24 protein-coding genes and 1 riboswitch are annotated in these 21,020 nt (G+C 62.9%); of the genes, 12 read left to right on the top strand and 12 right to left on the bottom strand.

Translation table 11 applies throughout. From position 1 onward, the window contains the following. Positions 1 to 26 precede the first annotated feature (26 nt). The 3 genes from AC1TPF_RS19375 to AC1TPF_RS19365 all read left to right on the top strand — a co-directional run bounded on the left by AC1TPF_RS19375 (position 27) and on the right by AC1TPF_RS19365 (position 3,169). Positions 27 to 908 carry a DUF1295 domain-containing protein gene (locus AC1TPF_RS19375; RefSeq protein ID WP_482139589.1) on the top strand — a complete coding sequence of 294 codons (882 nt, stop codon included), beginning with the start codon at positions 27 to 29 and terminating at the stop codon, positions 906 to 908. After that, positions 905 to 2,026 carry an FAD-dependent oxidoreductase gene (locus AC1TPF_RS19370; protein WP_482145014.1) on the top strand — a complete coding sequence of 374 codons (1,122 nt, stop codon included), beginning with the start codon at positions 905 to 907 and terminating at the stop codon, positions 2,024 to 2,026. Before AC1TPF_RS19375 ends, AC1TPF_RS19370 begins: the two co-directional genes overlap by 4 nt. 480 nt (positions 2,027 to 2,506) lie before the next feature. Then, a complete protein-coding gene (locus tag AC1TPF_RS19365) occupies positions 2,507 to 3,169 on the top strand; it encodes a nitroreductase family protein (RefSeq protein WP_482139587.1) in 663 nt (220 codons plus the stop codon). Positions 3,170 to 3,173: 4 nt separating this feature from the next. Here AC1TPF_RS19365 and AC1TPF_RS19360 read toward each other — a convergent pair whose 3' ends face one another. The 4 genes from AC1TPF_RS19360 to AC1TPF_RS19345 form a co-directional block, all read right to left on the bottom strand. Then, positions 3,174 to 4,355 carry a metallophosphoesterase gene (locus tag AC1TPF_RS19360; RefSeq protein ID WP_482145013.1) on the bottom strand — a complete coding sequence of 394 codons (1,182 nt, stop codon included), beginning with the start codon at positions 4,353 to 4,355 and terminating at the stop codon, positions 3,174 to 3,176. Positions 4,356 to 4,523: 168 nt separating this feature from the next. Continuing rightward, positions 4,524 to 5,789: an amidohydrolase family protein gene (locus AC1TPF_RS19355; protein ID WP_482139585.1), complete on the bottom strand. Its 1,266-nt coding sequence runs from the start codon at positions 5,787 to 5,789 to the stop codon at positions 4,524 to 4,526. A gap of 111 nt (positions 5,790 to 5,900) precedes the next feature. After that, positions 5,901 to 6,719: a mycofactocin-coupled SDR family oxidoreductase gene (locus AC1TPF_RS19350; RefSeq protein WP_482145012.1), complete on the bottom strand. Its 819-nt coding sequence runs from the start codon at positions 6,717 to 6,719 to the stop codon at positions 5,901 to 5,903. Positions 6,720 to 6,844: 125 nt separating this feature from the next. Beyond that, a complete protein-coding gene (locus tag AC1TPF_RS19345; RefSeq protein ID WP_482139583.1) occupies positions 6,845 to 7,525 on the bottom strand; it encodes a TetR/AcrR family transcriptional regulator in 681 nt (226 codons plus the stop codon). A 146-nt stretch (positions 7,526 to 7,671) separates the two neighbouring features. On the opposite strand from AC1TPF_RS19345, the gene AC1TPF_RS19340 reads away from it, so the two are divergent. The 3 genes from AC1TPF_RS19340 to AC1TPF_RS19330 all read left to right on the top strand — a co-directional run bounded on the left by AC1TPF_RS19340 (position 7,672) and on the right by AC1TPF_RS19330 (position 10,990). After that, entirely contained in the window at positions 7,672 to 8,895 is a 1,224-nt protein-coding gene (locus AC1TPF_RS19340) for an oxygenase MpaB family protein (protein WP_482139582.1), read from the top strand. 122 nt (positions 8,896 to 9,017) lie between these two features. Beyond that, positions 9,018 to 9,455: a VOC family protein gene (locus AC1TPF_RS19335; protein ID WP_482145151.1), complete on the top strand. Its 438-nt coding sequence runs from the start codon at positions 9,018 to 9,020 to the stop codon at positions 9,453 to 9,455. 80 nt (positions 9,456 to 9,535) lie between these two features. Beyond that, the gene (locus AC1TPF_RS19330) at positions 9,536 to 10,990 is read left to right on the top strand and encodes a carotenoid oxygenase family protein (RefSeq protein ID WP_482145011.1); all 1,455 of its coding nucleotides are present in this window, start codon (positions 9,536 to 9,538) and stop codon (positions 10,988 to 10,990) included. A 1-nt stretch (position 10,991) separates the two neighbouring features. Here AC1TPF_RS19330 and AC1TPF_RS19325 read toward each other — a convergent pair whose 3' ends face one another. The 6 genes from AC1TPF_RS19325 to AC1TPF_RS19300 form a co-directional block, all read right to left on the bottom strand. Continuing rightward, positions 10,992 to 11,678 carry a (2Fe-2S)-binding protein gene (locus tag AC1TPF_RS19325; RefSeq protein ID WP_482145010.1) on the bottom strand — a complete coding sequence of 229 codons (687 nt, stop codon included), beginning with the start codon at positions 11,676 to 11,678 and terminating at the stop codon, positions 10,992 to 10,994. Then, on the bottom strand, positions 11,671 to 11,838 hold the full coding sequence (locus AC1TPF_RS19320) for a hypothetical protein (protein WP_482139579.1): 168 nt from the start codon (positions 11,836 to 11,838) through the stop codon (positions 11,671 to 11,673). Before AC1TPF_RS19320 ends, AC1TPF_RS19325 begins: the two co-directional genes overlap by 8 nt. A 135-nt stretch (positions 11,839 to 11,973) precedes the next feature. Beyond that, a riboswitch (cobalamin riboswitch) is annotated at positions 11,974 to 12,178 on the bottom strand. A gap of 32 nt (positions 12,179 to 12,210) precedes the next feature. Beyond that, positions 12,211 to 14,442, bottom strand: a complete 2,232-nt coding sequence (katG, locus tag AC1TPF_RS19315; protein WP_482145009.1) for a catalase/peroxidase HPI — start codon at positions 14,440 to 14,442, stop codon at positions 12,211 to 12,213. A 36-nt stretch (positions 14,443 to 14,478) separates the two neighbouring features. After that, entirely contained in the window at positions 14,479 to 14,922 is a 444-nt protein-coding gene (locus AC1TPF_RS19310; protein WP_482145008.1) for a Fur family transcriptional regulator, read from the bottom strand. 78 nt (positions 14,923 to 15,000) lie between these two features. Further along, positions 15,001 to 15,306, bottom strand: coding sequence for a hypothetical protein (locus AC1TPF_RS19305; protein ID WP_482139940.1), 306 nt, complete (start codon positions 15,304 to 15,306; stop codon positions 15,001 to 15,003). After that, a complete protein-coding gene (locus AC1TPF_RS19300; protein ID WP_482139576.1) occupies positions 15,306 to 15,809 on the bottom strand; it encodes a flavodoxin domain-containing protein in 504 nt (167 codons plus the stop codon). Before AC1TPF_RS19300 ends, AC1TPF_RS19305 begins: the two co-directional genes overlap by 1 nt. Before the next feature lie 181 nt (positions 15,810 to 15,990). Here AC1TPF_RS19300 and AC1TPF_RS19295 point away from each other — a divergent pair, with 181 nt between their 5' ends. Then, the gene (locus AC1TPF_RS19295) at positions 15,991 to 16,425 is read left to right on the top strand and encodes an ArsI/CadI family heavy metal resistance metalloenzyme (protein WP_482145007.1); all 435 of its coding nucleotides are present in this window, start codon (positions 15,991 to 15,993) and stop codon (positions 16,423 to 16,425) included. A 17-nt stretch (positions 16,426 to 16,442) separates the two neighbouring features. Here the strand turns inward: AC1TPF_RS19295 and AC1TPF_RS19290 are convergent, their stop codons facing one another. After that, on the bottom strand, positions 16,443 to 16,811 hold the full coding sequence (locus AC1TPF_RS19290) for a hypothetical protein (protein ID WP_482145006.1): 369 nt from the start codon (positions 16,809 to 16,811) through the stop codon (positions 16,443 to 16,445). A gap of 87 nt (positions 16,812 to 16,898) precedes the next feature. Here AC1TPF_RS19290 and AC1TPF_RS19285 point away from each other — a divergent pair, with 87 nt between their 5' ends. Then, positions 16,899 to 17,300, top strand: coding sequence for a hypothetical protein (locus tag AC1TPF_RS19285; RefSeq protein ID WP_482139573.1), 402 nt, complete (start codon positions 16,899 to 16,901; stop codon positions 17,298 to 17,300). 34 nt (positions 17,301 to 17,334) lie between these two features. On the opposite strand, the gene AC1TPF_RS19280 is transcribed toward AC1TPF_RS19285, so the two are convergent. Next, complete coding sequence (locus tag AC1TPF_RS19280; protein ID WP_482145005.1) at positions 17,335 to 17,883, bottom strand: CGNR zinc finger domain-containing protein; 549 nt, start codon at positions 17,881 to 17,883, stop codon at positions 17,335 to 17,337. A gap of 282 nt (positions 17,884 to 18,165) precedes the next feature. Here AC1TPF_RS19280 and AC1TPF_RS19275 point away from each other — a divergent pair, with 282 nt between their 5' ends. The 4 genes from AC1TPF_RS19275 to AC1TPF_RS19260 all read left to right on the top strand — a co-directional run bounded on the left by AC1TPF_RS19275 (position 18,166) and on the right by AC1TPF_RS19260 (position 21,008). Next, on the top strand, positions 18,166 to 19,371 hold the full coding sequence (locus AC1TPF_RS19275; protein ID WP_482145004.1) for an alpha/beta hydrolase: 1,206 nt from the start codon (positions 18,166 to 18,168) through the stop codon (positions 19,369 to 19,371). Between the two features lie 126 nt (positions 19,372 to 19,497). Continuing rightward, complete coding sequence (locus AC1TPF_RS19270; protein ID WP_482145003.1) at positions 19,498 to 19,791, top strand: putative quinol monooxygenase; 294 nt, start codon at positions 19,498 to 19,500, stop codon at positions 19,789 to 19,791. Between the two features lie 147 nt (positions 19,792 to 19,938). Beyond that, entirely contained in the window at positions 19,939 to 20,064 is a 126-nt protein-coding gene (locus AC1TPF_RS19265) for a hypothetical protein (protein WP_482145002.1), read from the top strand. Next, a complete protein-coding gene (locus tag AC1TPF_RS19260; RefSeq protein ID WP_482145001.1) occupies positions 20,064 to 21,008 on the top strand; it encodes a PfkB family carbohydrate kinase in 945 nt (314 codons plus the stop codon). Before AC1TPF_RS19265 ends, AC1TPF_RS19260 begins: the two co-directional genes overlap by 1 nt. The last annotated feature ends 12 nt before the right edge of the window (positions 21,009 to 21,020 follow it).

The following is a 21,020-nucleotide window of genomic DNA, read 5'->3' as shown; positions in this document are numbered from 1 at the left end:
GCACGTGCGGTGGCAGTATCGGGACGATGACCAGGAGTGCTTCGTATGTTCGGGTCGGCGGGGCCTATCTGATCGCGCTGGCGCTCGCCGGTGCCTGGCTCGGGTGGGGCCCGCGGACCGACGCCCTGTGGTTCGACACCTTGATTGCCGATGTGCTGGGAACCGTGGTGATCTTCGCCTTCAGCCGGTGGTACGGCAACTCGAGTTTCTACGACGCCTATTGGAGTGTGGTCCCGCCGCTGTTGCTGTTCTACTGGTGGTTTGCCGGCGGGCTCGGCATCGATCAGGTTCACTGCTGGCTTGTTTCGGTCGTGGTGGTCCTCTGGGCGATCCGGCTGACGGCGAACTGGGCTCACTCGTTTCCCGGCCTGCATCATGAGGATTGGCGGTACGGAATGCTCCGCGCCCGATCCGGCCGGTTCGGTTTTGTCACCGATCTGGTGGCGATCCACCTGATCCCGACCGCACAGGTTTTCCTCGGCATGATCCCGGTCTATGTCGCCGTGACCACCGGTGGCGACAACCTGTTGTGGCTCAGCGTGTTTGCGTGTGCGCTGGGGTTGGCCGCGGTCCTCCTCGAATGGGTGGCCGACGGTCAGATGCGTCGGTACGTCGGTAGCCGAAGTCCTGGTCAGATCATGGATCAGGGGGTGTGGAGCTGGTCGCGGCATCCGAACTACTTCGGAGAGTTCATCTTCTGGTGTGCGTTGGCGTTGTTCGGTGTTGCCGCTGCGCCCGCAGATGCGTGGTGGCTGTTCGTCGGTGCTGCCGCGATGCTTGCGATGTTCCTCGGGGCCAGTATCCCGATGATGGAGGAGCGCAGTCTGCAGCGCCGGCCCGGATACGAGGATGTGATCGATCGAGTATCCCGGTTTGTCCCACGGCCGCAACGAAAGGTGACGGTGTGAGCCGCAGGCGCGTGGTCATAGCCGGTTTGGGTGACAGCGGTGTCCTGGCCGCCATCCACCTCGCGGGGCGCTGCGACGTGGTGGGGATTTCGGTCAAACCCGGTCTCGTCAGTGGTCAGGAGTTGGGGTTGCGGCTCAGTCGTCCGGACTCGTGGTCCCGGGACTATCGGGTCGATTTCGACAGATTCCGGGGATTGGACGGGGTGCGAACCGTCCATGGAGCCCTGACCGGTGTCGACGTCGGAGCCCGGCACGTCACGATCACTGGCCCGGACGGGTCTGCGAGCGTCGAAAATTATGACGCCTTGGTGATTTCAACCGGCGTCGCCAACGGGTTCTGGCGGCGTCCCACGCTCCAGTCCAGCGCGGAGATCGACGACGATCTTCAGCAGGCGCACGACACCATCGCGCGGGCGCACTCGGTCATCGTCGTCGGTGGTGGTGCGGCCGCGGTCGGTTGCGCCGCAAATATCGCTGCTCGCTGGTCACATACCCGCGTCGATCTCTACTACCCGGGGCAGCATGCGTTGCCGCACCATCACCCCCGCACCTGGCGGCGCGTCAGGGACCGCCTGGACGACCTGGGAGTCCACCTGCATCCCGGGCACCGGGCTTTGGTGCCCAACGGATTTGAATGTGACCGGATCATCGACGACCCGGTTCGATGGTCGACGGGCCAATCACCTTCGGAGGCCGACGCCGTCGTGTGGGCGATAGGACGGACTCGTCCGAACACCGAATGGTTGCCCGATGAGTTCCTCGACGACGGCGGATTCGTGCGGGTCGACAATCGTCTGAGGGTCCCCGGATGCCCCGGGGTGTTCGCAGTTGGCGACGTCGCCGCCACCGACGCGCTTCGAACATCGGCGCGCAACAGGGCCGATCGTCTGGTCGCACACAACGTCCGGGCCCACTTCGAAGGCCGTCAACTCAAGTCTTACCGGCCGAAGGGGCATCGGTGGGGTTCGGTACTCGGGGCGCAAGCCGACGGCCTGGAGGTCTTTGCGCCGACGGGTCAGGCTTTTCGATTCCCGGCGTGGTCCATCGATCGGGTGTTGCAACCCTGGATCGTCCGGCGCGGGATCTATCACGGGGTGCGGGATCGCGCCGACGTTTGAAAAGCAGCCGACCCCGCAACATCGGTGAGATGTTGCGGGGTCGGGAGACTGCTGGTGGGGGCAGCGACGTTGGTGCCCGATCAGCTGTGGATCACGGCAATCCGGCAAGGAAGAACCGAAGGATTTCCATCGCCCACGGAGTCGAGTTGAGGAATGCGTCTATGGCGGCATCAATTGGTGAGTACAAAGAAATCCTTGCTCCTCCAGATATGTCCGCAGCCCTCGTGTGTGCACGAGGGCTGCGGAGCGAGTGTCAGTTGATTACAGTACTGGACCCTCTCCGACGGTGATGATCAGATTCGGCTGATACCGGTTCCGCAGGGGGATATCGTTCGGATCCGCGCTGGTCGTGGCCGGTGGTGTGAGCACCGATGACGCGACATGAGAGAGTGGCGAAGACAAATCACTGAGTTGTCGGGGCAGTTCGCCGCGCCGGGCGTGTCCTGATGAGGCCGGTCTGGGACGGGTAGGGAGTTTTGCATGGGTGAGACGACGACGGATGTCTGGGAAGCGATGTCGACCGCTCGCGCGATCCGGAGGTTCACCGACGAACCTGTCGACGACGCCACGCTGGCCCGCTGCCTGCAAGCCGCGTCCTGGGCACCCTCGGGTGCCAATGCGCAGGCCTGGCGGTTCGTGGTGTTGCGCTCTCCGGAGCAGCGAATTGTTGTCGGCAAGGCCGCCAAGCACGCACTCGACGTGATCGAACCGGTGTATGGGATGTCGCGGCCTGCCGACGACGACAACAGTCGTCGCGCGCGGACAAACCGGGCGACGTACGAATTGCACGACCGGGCCGGCGAATTCACGTCGGTGCTCTTTGTTCAACAGAATTTCACCACCGCCTCTGAGCTGTTGCTCGGCGGCTCGATCTTCCCGGCGATGCAGAACTTCCTGCTCGCAGCCCGGTCTCAGGGGTTGGGCGCCTGCCTCACCGGGTGGGCGTCGTACGAAGGTGAACCGTTGTTCCGGGAGGCGGTCGGTGTCCCCGCGGACTGGATCATCGCCGGACATGTGGTGGTTGGATGGCCGCGCGGGCGCCACGGCCCCGTCCGTCGAAAGCCGCTGAGCGACATCGTGTCTTTGGATCGGTGGGACGGCGAACCGGGTGCGCTGGCGGATGCTCCGCCCCTGGTGAGCTGACGCGTCAGGCCTCGCGATGAAGTTCGAGGATGGTGATCTCTGGGGGTGCCCCCACCCTCACCGGGGGTCCCCAGGCGCCGGTGCCGCGCGTCGTGTAGAGAATCGTGTCGCCGATCCGGTCCAGCCCTGATACCGAAGGTTGTTGCAAGGCAACAAGATAGTTGAACGGCCACATCTGGCCGCCATGGGTGTGCCCGGATACCTGCATGTCGATTCCGAGGTCTGACGCCTCGAACGCCTGGCGTGGTTCGTGCGCAAGCAGCAATGCGAACCGGTTGGGATCGCGTCCATCGAGCGCGGCGGCAAGATCAGGTTCGTAGGGTTCGGGTGAGGTGTAGTCGTGGATGCCCACGATGTCGATGCTCGCATCGTCCTGCTCGATCGACACCCGCTCGTTTCGTAATGTGTGGATGCCCAACCGATCCCACACATCGAGCCAGCGACCACCGTCGTCGGCATAGAACTCGTGATTACCGCTGACGCCGTACACACCCAATGGTGCCGACAAGTCGGCCAGCGGTTCGAGGTCTGCGGCGACGTTTGCCACCGTTCCGTCGATGAGGTCGCCGGCGACGAGTATCAAATCCGGCCGCTGTTCGTTGACGAGCTTCACAACTCGTTTGGTGAACCCGACGCCGCGAGCCGGCCCGACGTGCAGATCCGATATCAGTGCGACTCTGAGTCCGTCGAATTCCGTGGGCAGACGGGGGAGCGCCACCGAGGCATCGACGATCTTCGGTTGTGCCGCAACAACTACGCCGTACGTTGTGGTGACCAGAGCCCCGACGACAACCGCCGCGGTGGTCAGGCGCACCACCAACAGACGTGTGCCCCCGGCTGCCCGATCACCGCTCGGCTCATTGGTGTCAATGCTCGATCGACGTCTGCGCAATACTCCGACCAGTCGGGCAGTCGCAGATCCGGCGGCGACCAGGATGAGGCCCAGGATCAGATAGAAGCCGACACCGAGCCAAACCCACCCCGCGAATCCGAGTGGCCGCGCCCAGGATGTGTCGAATTGATCGCCGCTGCCCATCCCGATGACCGCGAGCACCCACAGGAGGGCCAGTGCACTGTCGACAACAATCGACCACGGACGTGGAAGCCTGGTTGCCCGCACAAGCCTGCGGTGAAACCAATAGGTCAGCAGTGCGGCCACAACCGCAAAGACCATCAGACGTGTCATCGACGCACCGGGAACGGGAGATGGGGCAAGCTCTGCTCAGTCATATCCCGACCAGGCTAGCGGCGAATGCGCAGGAGGCGATCATCGCCGGCCTGGTCACCGCTGATCGGCCACATGCGTGTGGCCCACCGGATCAGATCCGATGGGCCACAGACACTAAGCGCTGCTCTACGTGTTGGCGAGCTCGTAGCGGCGGCGGTACTCCTCTTTGGACGTCTCGTTGGTGTCGATATCCTTGGCTCGTGCGCGCAGTGCCCCGACGGTCGCCTGTTCGCGTGGGGTGTGCTTGAACGGATCCCAGTTGAAGAACTTGGCGACGTTTCCGAAGGTGATCTTGTCGATCTCTTCGTCGGTGAGTCCGGCGGCGTCCAGCTCCGGCTTCAGCGTCTCCGGTGACAACGGCCAGGTGGAATCCGAATGCGGGTAGTCGCATTCCCACGCGATGGTGTCGATCCCGATGTGGTCGCGGTTGTTCAGACCGCTCGGTTCCGTGATGTAGCAAGCCAGGAAGTTGTTCTTCCACACGTCGGTGGGCGACATCCCCTTGGGGGTGAAGCTCTTACCTGTCCACGACTGGTTGACCACGTGGCGTTCGAGTCGATCGAGCCACGGTGCAACCCAGCCGACGCCACCCTCGCTCATCGCGAACTTGAGGTCGGGGAACTTCAGGAATACGCCGCTGAGCATGACATCGTTGGCCGCGATCGTGGAGATCAGCGGTGTCAACACCATCATGTCGTCGATGTTGAACCCTTCGGGCCGCTGGATCAGGCCGAAGCCGCCACCGATATGCAGGCTCAGGACGATGCCGTGCTCCACGCATGCGGCAAAGATCGGGTCCCAGTAACCGGATTCGAAACTGGGGAAACCCGACCCGTACGGGGTTTCCGGGATACTGATCGACCGGCATCCCATGGCAGCAAGGCGGTGGACCTCCTTCACCGACTCGTCGACGTCGAAGAAGGGGAGAATGCCCAGCGGGATGAAGCGACCGGGATGGGCGTCAGGGACCTCGCCGACCACCCAGTCGTTGAACGCCCGGCATGCAACCAGCGACAGGGCCTTGTCGGGCAGGCTTGCCAGGTGGGTTCCGGCAAAGCCGGGGAAGGTGGCAAAGAGCGTGGCCGCGAGGGTGCCGTTGGCATCCATGTCACGGACGCGCAGGTCCATGTCGTAGACGCCCGGCCGCATCTCGGCGTATCCGGTGGGGTCCATGCCCCACTCTTCCTTCGGCCACGAGACAACGGCGTTGAGGCCGGAGCTACCGACCACCTTGTCCTGGAACAGCCAGGCTTGGACCTTGGGATTGCGCGGATTGGCGGTCAGCTTCGGTGCCTGATCCATGAGGCTCTTCGGGAAGTGCTTTTCAAAGATGTCGGCGGGCTCGACCACGTGATCGTCGATGCTGACCATCACCATGTCGTCAATATTCATCAAAGTCCTCTCGTACTGGGCAGCAGTGCCCGGGGGCAGGCCTATGAGAATGATACTCTCATTCACAGAGAAGATGGATCTTTTCAGGTGATTGAAGTCCGTTTTTCGGTGCTACGGCAGCCCGTTCGAGAGGATGATGGACTCGCCTGATTTGCACCGTCCGTGGTCGGACACTAGATACAGAACCGCGTTGGCGACGTCTTCGGGCTCGAGAAGTCCGGGCCGTGGATGTCCCTGGGAGAAAACGGATTCGACATCGGCGGAGGTGGGTTCGTCGAGATCTGGACGGATCAATCGGTACGTCGATGGGTTGTGGATCATCGGCGTGTTGACGCCGGACGGAAGTACGGCGTTCACGGTGATCCCGTACTCGGCAACCTCGTATGCCACCGACTTGACCAGAGCGACAACCCCCGCTTTGGCGGCGGCGTAGTGGCCGGAATTGGCTGCCCCGGTGCCGGCGATAATCGATGAGGTGGCCACCAGTCGGCCCGCGCCTGCATCGATCATGTGGGGGAGAGTCGCCCGAAATGTGTTGAAGACGCCGGTGAGATTCACGTCCAACATGGTCTGCCACCGCTGAGTCGACATCGTTGCGACCGGTCCGGCGCTTGCGATTCCCGCGTTGGCCACAACCACATCGATCGTGCCGAATATGGTGGTCGCTCGGTCGACGAGATCCTGCAGGGCCATCAGGTCTCTGACGTCCGCGATATCTGCGAGGCAACGCCGGTCGAGCGACTCGACCATCCTGACGGTCTGTTCGAGGTCGTCGGGGGTGGCCCCCGGATAGTCGACCTCCTCGACCGAAGTGGCGATGTCGCACAGGACGATGTTCGCACCTTCGCGCGCAAGCGTCACCGCATGCGCGCGGCCCTGCCCGCGAGCCGCTCCGGTCACGAATGCGGTCTTTCCCTGGAGTGCAGCCACGTCGATACACCTTTCGCCGTCCTGGATGTCTGAATCCGTTCGATTCAGAGTTCCGCTCTGACGGTGTAGACCAGAACCGACGGCGGAAATCACCGAGCGGCAGCTCGACCAGAATCACTCCGTGGTCAGCGTGACCCTTCGGGTGGATCGAGCATGGGCACCAGGAACTGCCAGGCGATCGCGGCCAATTCGTCGTCGTCGTCGAGGTTGACGACGTGGCTGGGGATGGCCAGGAACGACGCGGAGATCCGGACCATCATCTCGGCGACGAGGTCGGTGTTCAGCGCGGCGGATACGTTGCCCGCACGTTGTTCCTGCCGTAGCTGGGCGGCCAGGAATTGGCGGACGGTGGCGAGCATCAGGCCGTCGTCGCCGATCATCGATCCCGCGATCAGGTTCGGTTCGGCCGAGATGAGGCCGCCGATCATCGGGTTGCCGCGGATCGCGCGAAGTGAGCTCACGAATCCCAGCACCACACGATCAGCGGCGGACTCGGCCTGTTGGATGTCGACGAGAAATCGGTCGAAGTATCGCCGGAACTCCCGGAGAATCACCTGCTCGACCAGTTCGTCTTTGGTGGCGAATCGGCGATAGACGGTGATCCGGGACAGGCCCGCCCGGCGCGCGACGTCCTCCATGGATGACCGCTGAATGCCCATCCGGCAGAACTGTTCGTATGCCGCGTCCAGCAGGCGGGTTCGGGTTCGATCGCCGTTATCCGCTTGCTCCAGCGCCTGGTGAAACGCACGTTCGATCAAGGATTTGGGTTCGGGTGATCGGGGGCTGTCTGTCGGCGCAGATGCCACTAGCCCTCCTTGTTCGGCGTCGCTGTCTCGTAACGATCATATTCCAGCCTGGGCTCACTTGTGATGTGCAGCACACTCTGATACGTATGATACAAGGAAACGCTCGTTGTTTCACTGAAACAGGATGAGGGATGGGGATAACGGAAATGGACAATCTCAACAGGCGCAGTCTGCTGAAGGCGGGCGGGGTCGTGGGGGCCGCCGGAGCAGTTGCGCTGGCTGCGCAGACAACGCCGTGGACGTGGTCGCCTGCCGGTTCGGTACCCGGCACGGGGGCGGGTGCCGACCCGCGTGGTGTGTGGGATGTGGAGGCCGATCCGGTTGTTGCGGCACTGTTCGACCGCGGTGAGGTGCCCAAGGTCAACGAACTGCTGCGTCACTGGACCAAGAATGGGCAAGCCCTCCCATCGGGTTTGCCCGCGGACCTGCGGGACTTCATGGAAGAGGCTCGCCAACTCCCCGGCTGGAGTGACCAGGAAAAACTCGCCGACGCGGTCAGGTTCAACCAGAAACGGGGTACGTACCTCGGCGTGATCTACGGGTTCGCCAGCGGGATGATGAGCACGGTCATCCCGAGGGAGGCCCGCGCGGTGTACTACTCCAAGGGCGGCGCGGACATGAAGGACCGCATCACCAAAACCGCCAAACTCGGCTACGACATCGGATCGCTCAACGCCTACCAGCCTGATGGTGAAATGGTGGTCACCTGTGTGAAGACCCGGTTGGCGCATGCTGCGGTGCGTCACCTGCTGCCACAATCCCCGCATTGGGTGAACTCGGCCCCAGAAGAGGTACCCATCAGTCAGGCCGACATCATGGTCACCTGGCATAGTCTGCCGACCACTGTGATGCGGAATTTCAAACGGTGGGGTGTGCCGATCGCGGCAGACGAATCCGCGGGCTTCTTGCACTCCTGGCAGTTGAGCGCCTATCTGCTCGGCGTGAAGGACGAGTACATCCCGGCATCGTGGGCCAGCGCCGAGTCTCAGGCACAGCAGGTACTCGATCCGATTCTCGCTCCGACCAATGAGGGCATTCAGCTCGCCGACATGCTGCTCGACCTCGGCATGAACCTCGATCTGACCTTGTTGAGCCGACCCATCCTCGGCGCGCTCACCCGATTCATGTTGGGCGACAAGATCGGTGACTGGCTGAGGCTCCCCACGGAGCCGGTGTGGACCCCGTTGCTCGAAACTGCTTGGGGCCCATATGTTGCCGTCCGTGAAGGGCTGCTCGATGTGGGTGTGCCCAAAGAGGCCTACTGGTTGTTCGACGAGTTCCTCCGCCAGTTCGTCCTTTTTTACATGTCCGAACTGAGAATGCCGATCAACATCACCATTCCGGTTGGCAACAACCCGCACTACAAGTAGCTGATCGACAGCCGATTCAGGACCGAATCTGTCCTGGTGGTGTGCAAGTCTGAGGTTTGAGCAGACTCGCCGCCGGTCCTGTGGCCGGTGGCGCCACCGCACACTACAAGAGGGGTAAGGCGATGAGCCGCGACTTTCAGGTGACTTTTGATTGTGGAGACCCGGCTGCGCTGGCGGGGTTTTGGGCGGACGTCCTGGGTTACGAGCTTCAGGCCCCGCCGCCGGGTTTCGATTCCTGGGATGCCGCGCTGGAAGCGATGAACATCCCGCCGGAGCGGCGCAATGATGCCTCGGCCGTGGTCAGTTCGGATGGAACAGGTCCACGACTGTTCTTTCAGCGCGTTCCGGAGGGCAAGACCGCGAAGAATCGAGTCCACCTCGATGTTCGTGCGGTTCCAGGATTGACCGGTGACGAGCGACTGGCGGCATTGGAGCAGGAATCCTCCCGGCTGGTGGCGCTCGGCGCGACCCGGGTGCAGCGTTTTGAACCCGATCCGCCGCTCGGCGCCGGTCACATCGTCATGACCGACCCGGAGGGAAACGAGTTCTGTCTCGATTGATGCGGCTGGGCGCTGCCGCCGTGTGCGGTGAGCATTGAGACGCTATTGATGATCCGTCTCAGCTGTGCGACCCTGCAAGGATGGGTGTATCTGCGACAGGACGTTCGACTGATACCGCTGCGGATGTGGGCACGTCCCCGTGGGATTCCCAGCATGTCGAGTTCGACTATCAGGTGGACGACATCGAGGGGCAGATTCCCGCCGATCTCGACGGCGTTCTCTACCGCATCGGGCCGGGGCGTCTCGATGTCGGCGGACATCCGGTCAATCACATCTTTGACGGCGACGGAATGGTCTCGAGGATCGAAATCAACTCTGGTGGAGCGTATTACCGCAACCGATACGTTCGTACCCGGGCGTATGTGCGCGCCAATCGGGCGGCGCGACCACCCCGGGGCATCGGGACCCAGCGAGTCGGTGGAGTCTTGGCGAATGCGCTGCGCGGCCCGGCGAACATGTCCAATACCAATGTGCTGCTGCACAACAACAAGCTGTATTCGTTGTGGGAGGGCGGTCGGCCGCACCAGCTCGACCCGGAGACCCTGGAGACCCTCGGCCTCGACGACTTCGACGGAGCACTGAAACGCCTCGGCGCGTTCTCGGCTCACCCAAAAACCGATCCGGCAACCGGCGAGACCTTCAACTTCGGTCTCGACTTCTTTCCACGGCCGATGATCCGCTGCTACCGGCTTGCGCCGGGTGGAGGCATCGCCGAGCTTCAGAGTGTCCCGATCTCTCGGCTGGGATTCATCCATGATTTCGCCCTCACGCAGCGGTACCTCGTGTTCATCATCGATCCGATCGTGGTGAAGAACCCTGTTCCGGCCGTTCTTGGTCTTCGGCCGATCGACAACGTCCTGACTTTCGAGCCGCGCCGAGGGACGAGGATAGTCCTGGTTCCCCGTGGTGGTGGTGAGCCGATCAGCATCGATCATGACGCGCTGTTCCACTTCCACGTCAACAACGCCTATGACGGCGACACCGAAACTGTGGTCGAACTTGTTGTGCACGATCAGGATTGGGGCTGGGAGGGATGGAACGAGCATCTTCACAACTTTCGGAACAACCCCGGACCGGCGTTCGGCGGAACCCTGAAACGGCTCACCATCAACCGCCGAACCGGCAAAGTCACCGAAGAGCAACTCAACGACCTCGGCTGTGAGTTCCCCCAACTCGATCACCGGCAGGCCACGCTGGCCCACCGATTCTCGTACCTAGCCGAGGCGTCGATCGCTGGTGGGAACCCCGACTCCATCACCACCATCGACCACCGCACCGGAGCCCAATCCAGGTACGTCGCCGCCGCCGGCGACACCATCTGTGAGCCCCTCTTCGCGGCGGATGACACCTCGGGCGCGGAGGGCGACGGCTGGCTGCTATCGCTCGAACACCAACCCGCACAACAGCGATCCCGAGTTGTTGTCCTGCCGGCGCGCAATCCTGATAGGGGACCAGTTGCGGCGATCAACCTACGCCATCACGTCCCCATGACCTTTCATGGCGCATTCCGGGCCGCCGCTGCGGGCCGACCATAGATCACGGGGTTTCCTTTGCTGGGCCGGTGGTCGGTGGCGAGGGGAATGGGCAGTCTCCGCAGACACCTCCGGTGGGGGTGCGGTAGAAGAGGCAGCAGCTGCGTCGGCGATGGGTGATCGGATCCACTGTCAGCTGAAGTCGAGGATCGTTGAGGAGGGTGGCAACCCAACGGGACGTGGTATCCCCGGTGATCTGGGCGGCACCGAGCAACGCGGATGTGGTGTTGCCCCACAACAATCCGGGTGCGACGATGTCTCGCCAGGCTTCGATGCAGGGGTCGAGTTGGTTGTCGAGCACCTCGATCCGCGCCGATCGGCCCATCCGCGGTTCTTCGGCGTGAAGCTGCAGTGATCCGTTGACGGTGCGCCACAACAGTTCATCCGGTCCCAGGTGCACGCAGCGGCCGTCGTCCAGACGTGTTCCTGCCGCGATTGACCACAACTGTGCCGCATATCCGAAGAAGACCGTGGACGCGGCGACGCGCTCCTCATCGACGTTCAGCGCGAGGGCGACTTCCGCGACGACGCGGTCCCGGACAGCGGGTTCTCGGAGTGTGGCGGTGGGTTGCCAGTCCCCGTCGGACACCGGCCCGGAACCGAGTGTGAAGTACGGTCCTGACTCGGCCATGCGGGCGAGCATCGCGGCAACGTCAGAGTTGTCCCGACCGGGGGCTTTCGCATCATTCATGGTTTGGCTCCGCGTCGATGTCGAACACCATCGTATGTGGGTCGAACCGCATCCGGCCACGGTTGAAGACCGTACCGACCTTGCCGGATCGGGCGATCGCCTGTGGTGTTCCGCTGGTCAGGCTGCCGTCCATCGCGAGCAGCCACATGTTGTCGGACACCCGCAGAGCGTCGCAGCAGCGTCGACTTGCCTGCCCCGTTGGGACCGACAAGGGCACTGGGGGATGAGGCAACTCGGTGAGTTGCACTGCGTACACGCATGGCGAGGACGCCTCTCTCGGGGAAATCCGCCCCGGGCAGAAAGGTACGGCAACGCAGAGTCTCCTGGCTCTCGGATCGTTGCTTGTTTCCGCCTTACAACCCCAATGGGTTGCGGCCGTGATGGAAAGTTGCATCCCCGATTACAGTGGCGGGACCGCGCCGGTCTTTCATCGGCTTCCTCTTTCGTTGTCGCTAGGACGGGCTGAATCTAACACAACGACGACACCCCGCCTGCCACAAGGCAAGCGGGGTGCAGTCGCAAAAGTCGAGTATCAGTTCAGGTCGAACCGGTCGTTGTTCATGACCTTGACCCACGCGGCGACGAAGTCATCGACGAACTTGGTCGGCGCATCCTGCTGGGCGTACACCTCAGCGATCGCGCGCAGCTGCGAGTGCGAACCGAACACCAGATCTGCTGCAGTCGCGGTCCACTTGGCATCGCCGGTTGCGCGGTCGGTGCCCTCATAGACGTTCTCTTCCGACCCCGACGTCTTCCACTCGGTGCCCATGTCGAGGAGGTTGACAAAGAAGTCGTTGGTCAGCACACCCGGTCGATCGGTGAACACGCCATGCTTGCTGCCACCGTGATTGGTACCCAGGACACGCAGTCCACCCAGAAGTACCGTTGCCTGGGGAGCGGTGAGATCGAGCTGGTAGGACCGCTCGAGGAACAGTACTTCCAGCGGCGTCTTCTCCCCGCTCGCTGCGAAATTCCGGAACCCGTCGGCGCGCGGCTCGAGCACTGCGAAGGAATCCACATCGGTGCTCTCCTGAGAAGCATCGGTGCGGCCGGGCGTGAAGGGCACAGTGACGGTGTGGCCCGCGTCCTTCGCCGCCCGTTCGATGCCCGCCGAGCCGGCGAGCACGATCAGATCTGCCAACGAGATCTTCTTGCCGCCCGAGGCCGAGCTGTTGAACTCCTGCTGGATCTTCTCGAGCGCCGACAGCACCTTGGACAGTTCGGCCGGCTCGTTGACCTCCCAATCCTTCTGTGGCTCAAGGCGTATGCGAGCGCCGTTGGCGCCGCCCCGGAAGTCTGTGCTGCGGAAGCTGCTTGCCGACGACCAGGCCACGTTGATCAACTGTGCGACCGACAATCCGGAATCGCCCAGCTTGCTCTTGAGGACTGCGATGTCCTGATCGTCGACCAACGCATGGTCCACAGAGGGCACCGGGTCCTGCCACAGTTGCGGCTCGGGAACCCACGGTCCGAGGTACCGGGTGACCGGTCCCAAATCGCGATGCAGCAGCTTGTACCAGGCCTTGGCGAAGGCCTCGGCGAGCTCCTCCGGGTGATCGAGCCAGCGCCGGGTGATCTCGGCGTAAACGGGATCTTCGCGCAGAGAGATATCGGTGACCAGCATTGTTGGGGCGCGACCCGGTCCACCGAACGGATCCGGGATGGTCCCGGCGCCGGCGCCGTCCTTTGCAATGAACTGCCAGGCATCGGCCGGACTCTTGGTCAGCTCCCATTCGTAGCCGTACAGGATCTCGAGGAAACTGTTGTCCCATTGAGTCGGAGTCGAGGTCCAGACGACCTCGAGGCCGCTGGTGACCTGGTCTTCGGCGTTGCCCTTGCCGTACCCGTTCTTCCAGCCGAGGCCCTGCTGTTCGATCGGCGCGCCCTCGGGCTCGGGTCCGATCAGATCGGCTGGATGGGCGCCGTGGGTCTTGCCGAAGCTATGGCCACCGACGATCAATGCCGCGGTCTCTTCGTCGTTCATCGCCATCCGGGCGAACGTCTCACGGATGTCGTGGGCGGCGGCAACCGGATCTGGCTTGCCTTCCGGGCCTTCGGGATTCACGTAGATGAGCCCCATGGTGGTGGCGCCTAGCGGTTTCGCCAGCTCTCGCTCGCCCTGGTAGCGCTTGTCGGTCCCGAGCCACTGGTCTTCAGGTCCCCAGAACACCTCTTCGGGCTCCCAGATGTCTGCACGTCCGAATGCGAAGCCAAAGGTCTGGAATCCCATCGACTCCAGTGCGACGTTGCCTGCGAAGACCAGCAGGTCCGCCCACGAGATCTTGCTTCCGTGTTTCTGCTTGACGGGCCAGAGCAGCCGGCGGGCCTTGTCGAGGTTGGCGTTGTCGGGCCAGCTGTTGAGTGGCGCGAAACGCTGCGCTCCCTGCCCGCCACCACCGCGTCCGTCATAGACTCGGTAGGTGCCTGCGGCATGCCAACTCATCCGGATGAACAAACCGCCGTAGTGGCCGTAGTCGGCAGGCCACCAGTCTTGCGAATTGGTCATCACCGCAGTGACATCGGCCTTGAGCGCATCGACGTCGAGCTTCGCGAACTCGGTCGGGTAGTCGAAGTCGTCACCGAGCGGGTTGGATTTCGATGCGTGCGCGTGCAGTATCGACAGGTCGATCTGTTCGGGCCACCAGTCCTTGTTCGTCAGTGGTGCGTGAACCTTCGGCTCCGGAGACGGGATTACCGGATTCTCGCTCTCACTGGTGCTTCTGGTCTCGGTGTCGGGATTGGGTGGACGGCTGTCAGAGGTCACAGGATTCCTTTCAGACGGTGATGAATTGGGCTGTGATCACGGATGTGACCGGTTCGTGGTGGGTTCGGTGCAGTCCGGACATCGACCCCAGTAGATGACCTCGGCCTCGTCGAGAACGAAGCCGTGGTCGTCGGAGGCTGTGAGACAAGGGCGTTCACCGATGGCACAGTCTGCGTCGGCGATCACGCCACAGATGCGACACACAACGTGGTGGTGGTTGTCACCCACCCGGCCCTCGTATCGTGCGATATGGCCGGCGGGCTGGATACGGCGAATCAGTCCCGCAGTTGTCAATGCACTGAGCACGTCATAGACGGCTTGCCGTGACACCGTTGGCAAGACGGAGCGCACAACATCGAAGATCGTTTCGGTGTCGGCGTGGGGGTGGCCGCTGACGGCATCCATCACCGCTATCCGCGGCCGGGTTACCCGAAGATCTGAACCGCGTAGCCGATTCGCATTGTCCGGTGTGGAGGCCACGACCCCACGATAGGCACGTTCGTTGCTGTCAGTGTTGCGTTTTCTGGAATCAGTAAAAACTGAACAGGGCGAAATCGATCACTTACGAATGGTCATTCGTGGCCACGGTGGCTGTTTCAATACCGCGGCCGACCCGAGTGTCGCCGCGACGAGACCGGTGAGAACTCCGATCAGCGCGACACTTGCTCCGTCGATGGCAGGAGTCCACGTGGTCTTACCGTTGACTATCGTGTAAAGGCCCAGCGGGACGGTTCGGCCCCGTATTGTGCGTCGGGACACCGGAATCACGGTCGTCTGGTCATCGATCCGGACCGGCTCGCCGTACTGGAATTTCGGTTCCGTGCGGATCTGTGGCGTCTTGTCACCATGCTGATTCGAGTTCATCATCGGCCGGCTCTGGCGGTCAGGTTTGTACAGATACCGTCTGCCCATGTCGCGATCTCGTCCATGTTGCGATGGTCACCGTCCTCCGCGTGTGCGGCTTTGACTGCGAGTCGTTCGGTGAAGGACAGTACGGAGCGGTCGACCTTGCCGCCGAACGTGTGGTGCTCCACCGCCCAGGGCGTGGTGGCCCATTTCAGGTTCTCGGCGTCGTCACCAGGTGTGACCGGACCGCTGGAGAACAGCCACACCGGGCGGTCCTGGAGGTAGGGCAGCTCGCGGTCGACGAGCTTGGTGGCGTGTTTGAGCCATCGCCCGAGATAGATTGCGCTGCCGAGAATCACGGCATCGAAGTCCGCAACAGTTTCGACATCTTCGACATCGAGCACTGCAACCTCTGCCTCGACGCCCCGCTTCTTCAGCCCCGCCGAGATCTCCGCGCCCAGTTCTGCGCCGATCTCGCGGGTTGCCCCGTGCTTGCTGGCGGTGGCCACGAGAACTCGCATGATGCTCCCTGTCGTCGACAACGCGATGCTACCTCGATGGACTGATTCCTTCCATGGTCAGCGCGCAGGGGTAAAGCCGGGCGTCTGCACAAGACTTTGCTAGTTATTGACATATGTCGAAAAGGTGGCACTCTGGGTGATGCAGTAATTAGATGTATGTCGCACAGGTGGAGGTAGTGTCATGTCTCGTGTTCAGCTCGCCCTCAACGTCGATGATCTCGACGAGTCGGTCACGTTCTATTCGAAGTTGTTCGGCGTCGAGCCGGCCAAGCGCAAGCCCGGCTACGCCAATTTTGCCGTCGCCGAACCACCTCTGAAGCTCGTCTTGATCGAGAATCCGGGCAAGGGTGGATCGCTCAATCATTTGGGCGTCGAGGTGGATTCGAGCGAAACCGTTCACGCGGAGATCGCACGTCTGAGTGACGAGGGTTTGTTCACCGCCGAGGAGATCGGCACCACCTGCTGTTTCGCCACCCAGGACAAGGTGTGGGTGACCGGGCCTGCGAACGAGAAATGGGAGGTCTACACCGTCCTTGCTGATTCGGAGACATTCGGTACGGCCTCTGAGGTTTTGGCCGACGATGGCGCGTCGGGCGGACCCTGCTGCGTGGGCTGACCGACCAGCAGGTCTCTTCAGACCTTCGGCTTGCGTGCGGCTCGGGCGAATGCCTCCATCGAGGGATATTCCGCCACGTAGCCGAAGGCTTCGGACGGTGCAGGCGTGGCGCCCCAACCGGGTCGGTTGTGCCGACGGTTGACCCACACCGAGTCGAGTCCGTGGCGTTTGGCGGGGACATGATCGTGGAACAGGCTCTGCGCCACATGAAGTAGACCTTCGGGAGGTATACCGAGTTCATCGAGCGCGGCGCCGAGGGCGTCGAAGTGGTTGGCTGCAGGTTTGTATGCGCCGACATCTTCGGCCGTGATGATCTTGTCGAAGTCGACACCGAGGCGGACGGGCTCACCGTTCTGTCTACACGCCTGTCTACACCAGGGGTGCACCTGTGATCCGGGTGCGTGACCTGCGATGGACCACGGGGCCGGGTATTGCGTGCACACTGGAGTGGACCACTACAAGGAGTGAGATCTATGAGCAGCAACGGACCGTTCGGCTTCGATCCCGAAGACATCGACCGCATCGCTCGCGAAGCCGGTGACGGACTTCGCGACCTGTTCGGCCAGGTCGCCAAAGGGATGTCGCAATCAGGCGCTGAACAGCCACTCGTGGCGTTCTTCAGTGAGTCGATGTTCGGCAACTCCGCGGCGAAGACAAAGCCCTCTGCGCCTCCGCGGGAGACAACGGGCGACACCGGTGACGGGGTGTGGGCCATTTACACGGTCGATGACGACGGAACAGCGCGCATCGACCAGGTGTTTGCGTCGGAGCTCGACGCCCTGCGTTCACACAAAGACAATGTCGACACTCGACGCAAGGTTCGATTCCTGCCGTACGGGGTGTCCGTCGGCGTACTTGATGACAGCAGTACATAACCGATCTCGCTCCCGGTGATCGCGCTCCGGCGGATCAGCGAACACTTGTCGTTCGACTCCCGGCGCGGTGACGGCGCACGGCGGCCCGGTTTGCGCACCGAACCGAGCAGTACTGTTGCCGCCCGTTCCTGGTGATGTCGACGACGACGCGTGCGCATGGGTCGCCGGGGGTCGTACCGGCAGCGCATCGCGATAGTCGATTCATCCCTCTGGTGGTGAGGTGCAGCGCAGTACCGACGCTGATCACGGCCAGTAGTACCTCGGGCATCGTCTGCCCGTCGTCGCGGTAGTGCAGATGCCACCCTTCGCCGTCGTGGTCGGTGAGGCGAGGGTAGGCGGTGGCCCGTTTCATCAGTGCGTTCAGTTTCACCGCGCGTGCGTCGGGAGTTGCGGCGTCGACGACATCGAGCCACTGATCGATCACGGCGCGAGTGCGGTGGTGGTCGATCGGCTCGTCCGGGAAGTCCATGGTCATCCCGAATACGCGGGTCCGTTCTACTATGCCGGTTCGCGACTCCGGCCAATCGTCGGCCAGGGACGCGGCGAGGAGTACCGCATACTCCCCGTAAGGGTTGAGGTGCATAAGGCCATTACATCATTGTGGGTGTATGAGCTCATCGCGCAAACCGCAATCGGCGGCGCATTCCACGCTCACGGCGGCGTGCGAGCACGCTTGGTCAAGTGAATCGCGGCACTCGACATCGGTCGGGGTGGTGATTTACCAGCGTTGTGTCCGCTGCGGGACTCGCCGGGTGGATTTGTGGACACCCGGACGGGTCGTGCCGGACGGGATCAGTGCCGAACTCGGCTCCGAATGAATGCGATCGCACGATGGACAGTCCGGTCGGGGCTAGCATCCGAAGGTATGAGATTTCACAGTGTCGCCGTGCTCATCGCGGTCGCTGGGATCATGGCCATCGTCGCAACCGCGACCCCTGCCGTAGCGGACGACATGCCCGCGTTCGTGGCTCCACAGTGGTCTGGCATCGACGCGCGGGATATTCCCGCCCCGGCGGGGTCCGCTCCGGGGGAGCTCGTTGTCCAGACTGAACTCGACCCCGCGTTGTCACTGCCCGACGCGGCTATTGCTCGCCGATTCCTTTACACCACAAGGCGTTCCGCTGATACGGATGTCACCACGAGTACCGCCGCTGTGTTCATTCCCGACGGTGTGGTTCCCGATGGTGGCTGGCCGGTCATCGCCTGGGCCCACGGCACCACCGGACTCGGTGACAACTGCACACCTTCGGCCCTTCCTCGGTCCGACCGCGACGCGACGTACCTCGGACACTGGTTGCGACAGGGCTACGCCATTGTTGCCACCGACTACGCCGGGCTCGGGACTCCCGGGCTCATGCAGTATCTCAGCACCGAAGCGGCCGGCCGCAACCTTGTGGACTCGGTGATCGCAGCGCAGTCCGTCGGTGTGCCATTGGCGAAACGATGGGCCGTCGTCGGCCAATCCCAGGGTGCGGGTGCAGCGCTCGGTGCTGCGCAGCGTGCGACACGGCTATCTGCCGGATCGGGGCTTGACTATCGGGGTGTTGTTGCCACCGGCACACCCGCCTACATCGAGTATCCGGGGAGCCTGTTCGGGCCGGCTTTTCCACCGTTTGCCCTGCCGCCCGGACTCACCACTTACATGCTGTACATCCTTGCCGGGTTTCTCGATGCCCGCCCCGACGTCGCAACCCGCTCTGCGCTGACACCGCAGGCCGCACAAGTCATCGATCAAGCCAAGACACTCTGTCTTCCGGCGATGGCCGAACTCACGAAAGATCTGGACTCGAGGACGCTTTTCAGCAAGCCTCTGGCCGAAGTGCCGGGCTTGTCTGCCGCAGTGCAGGAATACATGGCCACACCCGATCGTGGCTACGACAGGCCGATCTTCCTCGGCCAGGGATTGTTTGACGTCGACGTTCCGGCCCCTTTCGCGTTGACTTTGGCTGCCGCGCTCACCGCCAACGGGCAACCGGTGACGTTGCGTGTGTATCCGACGGACCACAGCGGCACGGTGAACACCTCAACCGCCGACTCGACGCCTTGGCTGGCTCGGTTGATGGAGCCATGAACATCACTGGTCGTGGATCGGCAGGCGCCGGAGAATGTCGCTGATCTGCGGTGAGTTCTGCCTACGAACCGTGTCTATACAAGAGTGCGTTCGACCACGACTCAACACTGACAGGCGGAGCGGCAGATGGTTATCGTTGCGGGACACATCACGGTCGAATCCGAAGAGCGAGAAGCCTATCTGGCGAGTTGCGTCAGCGTTGTCGAAGACGCCCGCCGGGCGACGGGATGCCTGGACTTCGCGATCTCCGCCGACCTCATCGATTCCGCCCGCATCAACATCTTTGAACGGTGGGAGTCACGGGTGGCTGTTGAAGAATTCCGAAGCAGCGGCCCGGGTGCCGACCAAGGTGCGGCCATTCGCTCGGCCTCGGTGGCGGAATACGAAGTCACCGGCGAGCGATCCCTATTCGATGGATGACGCTGCGGAAGTGTCACTGCCACCTGCCGATTCGATGCCGAGGATCACGTTCCGCGCGGTCGGCCTCTCAGGCGGATCCCGTGGAGTTCGATACTGTCATGGGCCAGAGCACATTCAGGCGACAAGATCTCAGGTGAAGGTGACGTGATGCCAACTGACCGCACGGTCAAACAACCCACGATGGCGGAGGTCTGTGACGGCGCGGACGTTTCGATCAGCACGACCGGTTCCGTGCTCCGGCAATCGGTGTGCCTGATCGGACGTCAAAAGTGATGGCTCGGGTGCTCGTTGTCGGAGCGGTCAACGTCGACCTCGTGGTGACGGCCGACCGGTTACCTGGGCCGGGTGAGACGGTTGTCGGTCCCGGGGTCGAGCACCATGGGGGCGGAAAGGGTGCAAACGCGGCCGTCGCTGCTGCACGGGCCGGTGCGGAGGTTCGCTATTGCGGAGCGGTTGGGCCAGACGATACCGGCACTGGTGCTCTGGCCGAACTCCGCGCTGAAGGCATCGACGTCACAGACGTGGCTGTGCTCGATGGGGTTTCGACGGGTATGGCACTGATCGTGGTCGATGCCGGCGGCGAGAATCAGATTGCGGTCGGCGCCGGGGCGAACGCCGCTGTCGACCCCGCATCGGTGCGGGCAGCGGTGCAGCGAGCGGCGACGTGGGCCGACTGTGTCCTGGTCAGTACCGAGATCACTTCGGAAGCAGTGATCGCCGCGGTCGAATCTGCTTCCACCCACGGGATTCGGTGTGTGCTGAACCCGGCGCCGGTGACGCCGGGGCTGGTGGACCTCCTGCCACTTGCACCTTTGGTCACCCCCAATGCGTCTGAACTGGGTGACCTATACCGATTGCTCGGAGGTGAAGGTGACGCCTCGGTGGGGAATATGGCGGTGCAGGTCGCTGCCCGCACCAAGGCTGCGGTCGTCGTGACTCTTGGCGCAGATGGAGTCTTGGTCGTCGAGCCGGGGGGAGTGACGACGACGTTGCCTGCTCGATCAGATGTCACCGTGCGGGATACCACTGGTGCGGGAGACACATTCAACGGAGTATTCGCGACTGCCCTGGCAACCGGAGTTCCCGTACGGGATGCGAGTTTGCGCGGCATGGCTGCTGCCACCCTCTCGGTGGAACACGTCGGTGCGCGGGCGGGGATGCCGCGAGCGGATGAGATTGATGCTGCGGTGGCGGCATCCCGGCGAGTATTCGAGTAGGAGAAGGCCAAG

Source organism: Williamsia sp. Y853 (assembly GCF_056786495.1).
The sequence above is the reverse complement of the archived record's forward strand: the minus strand, read 5'-3'. Positions and strand labels throughout refer to the sequence as shown.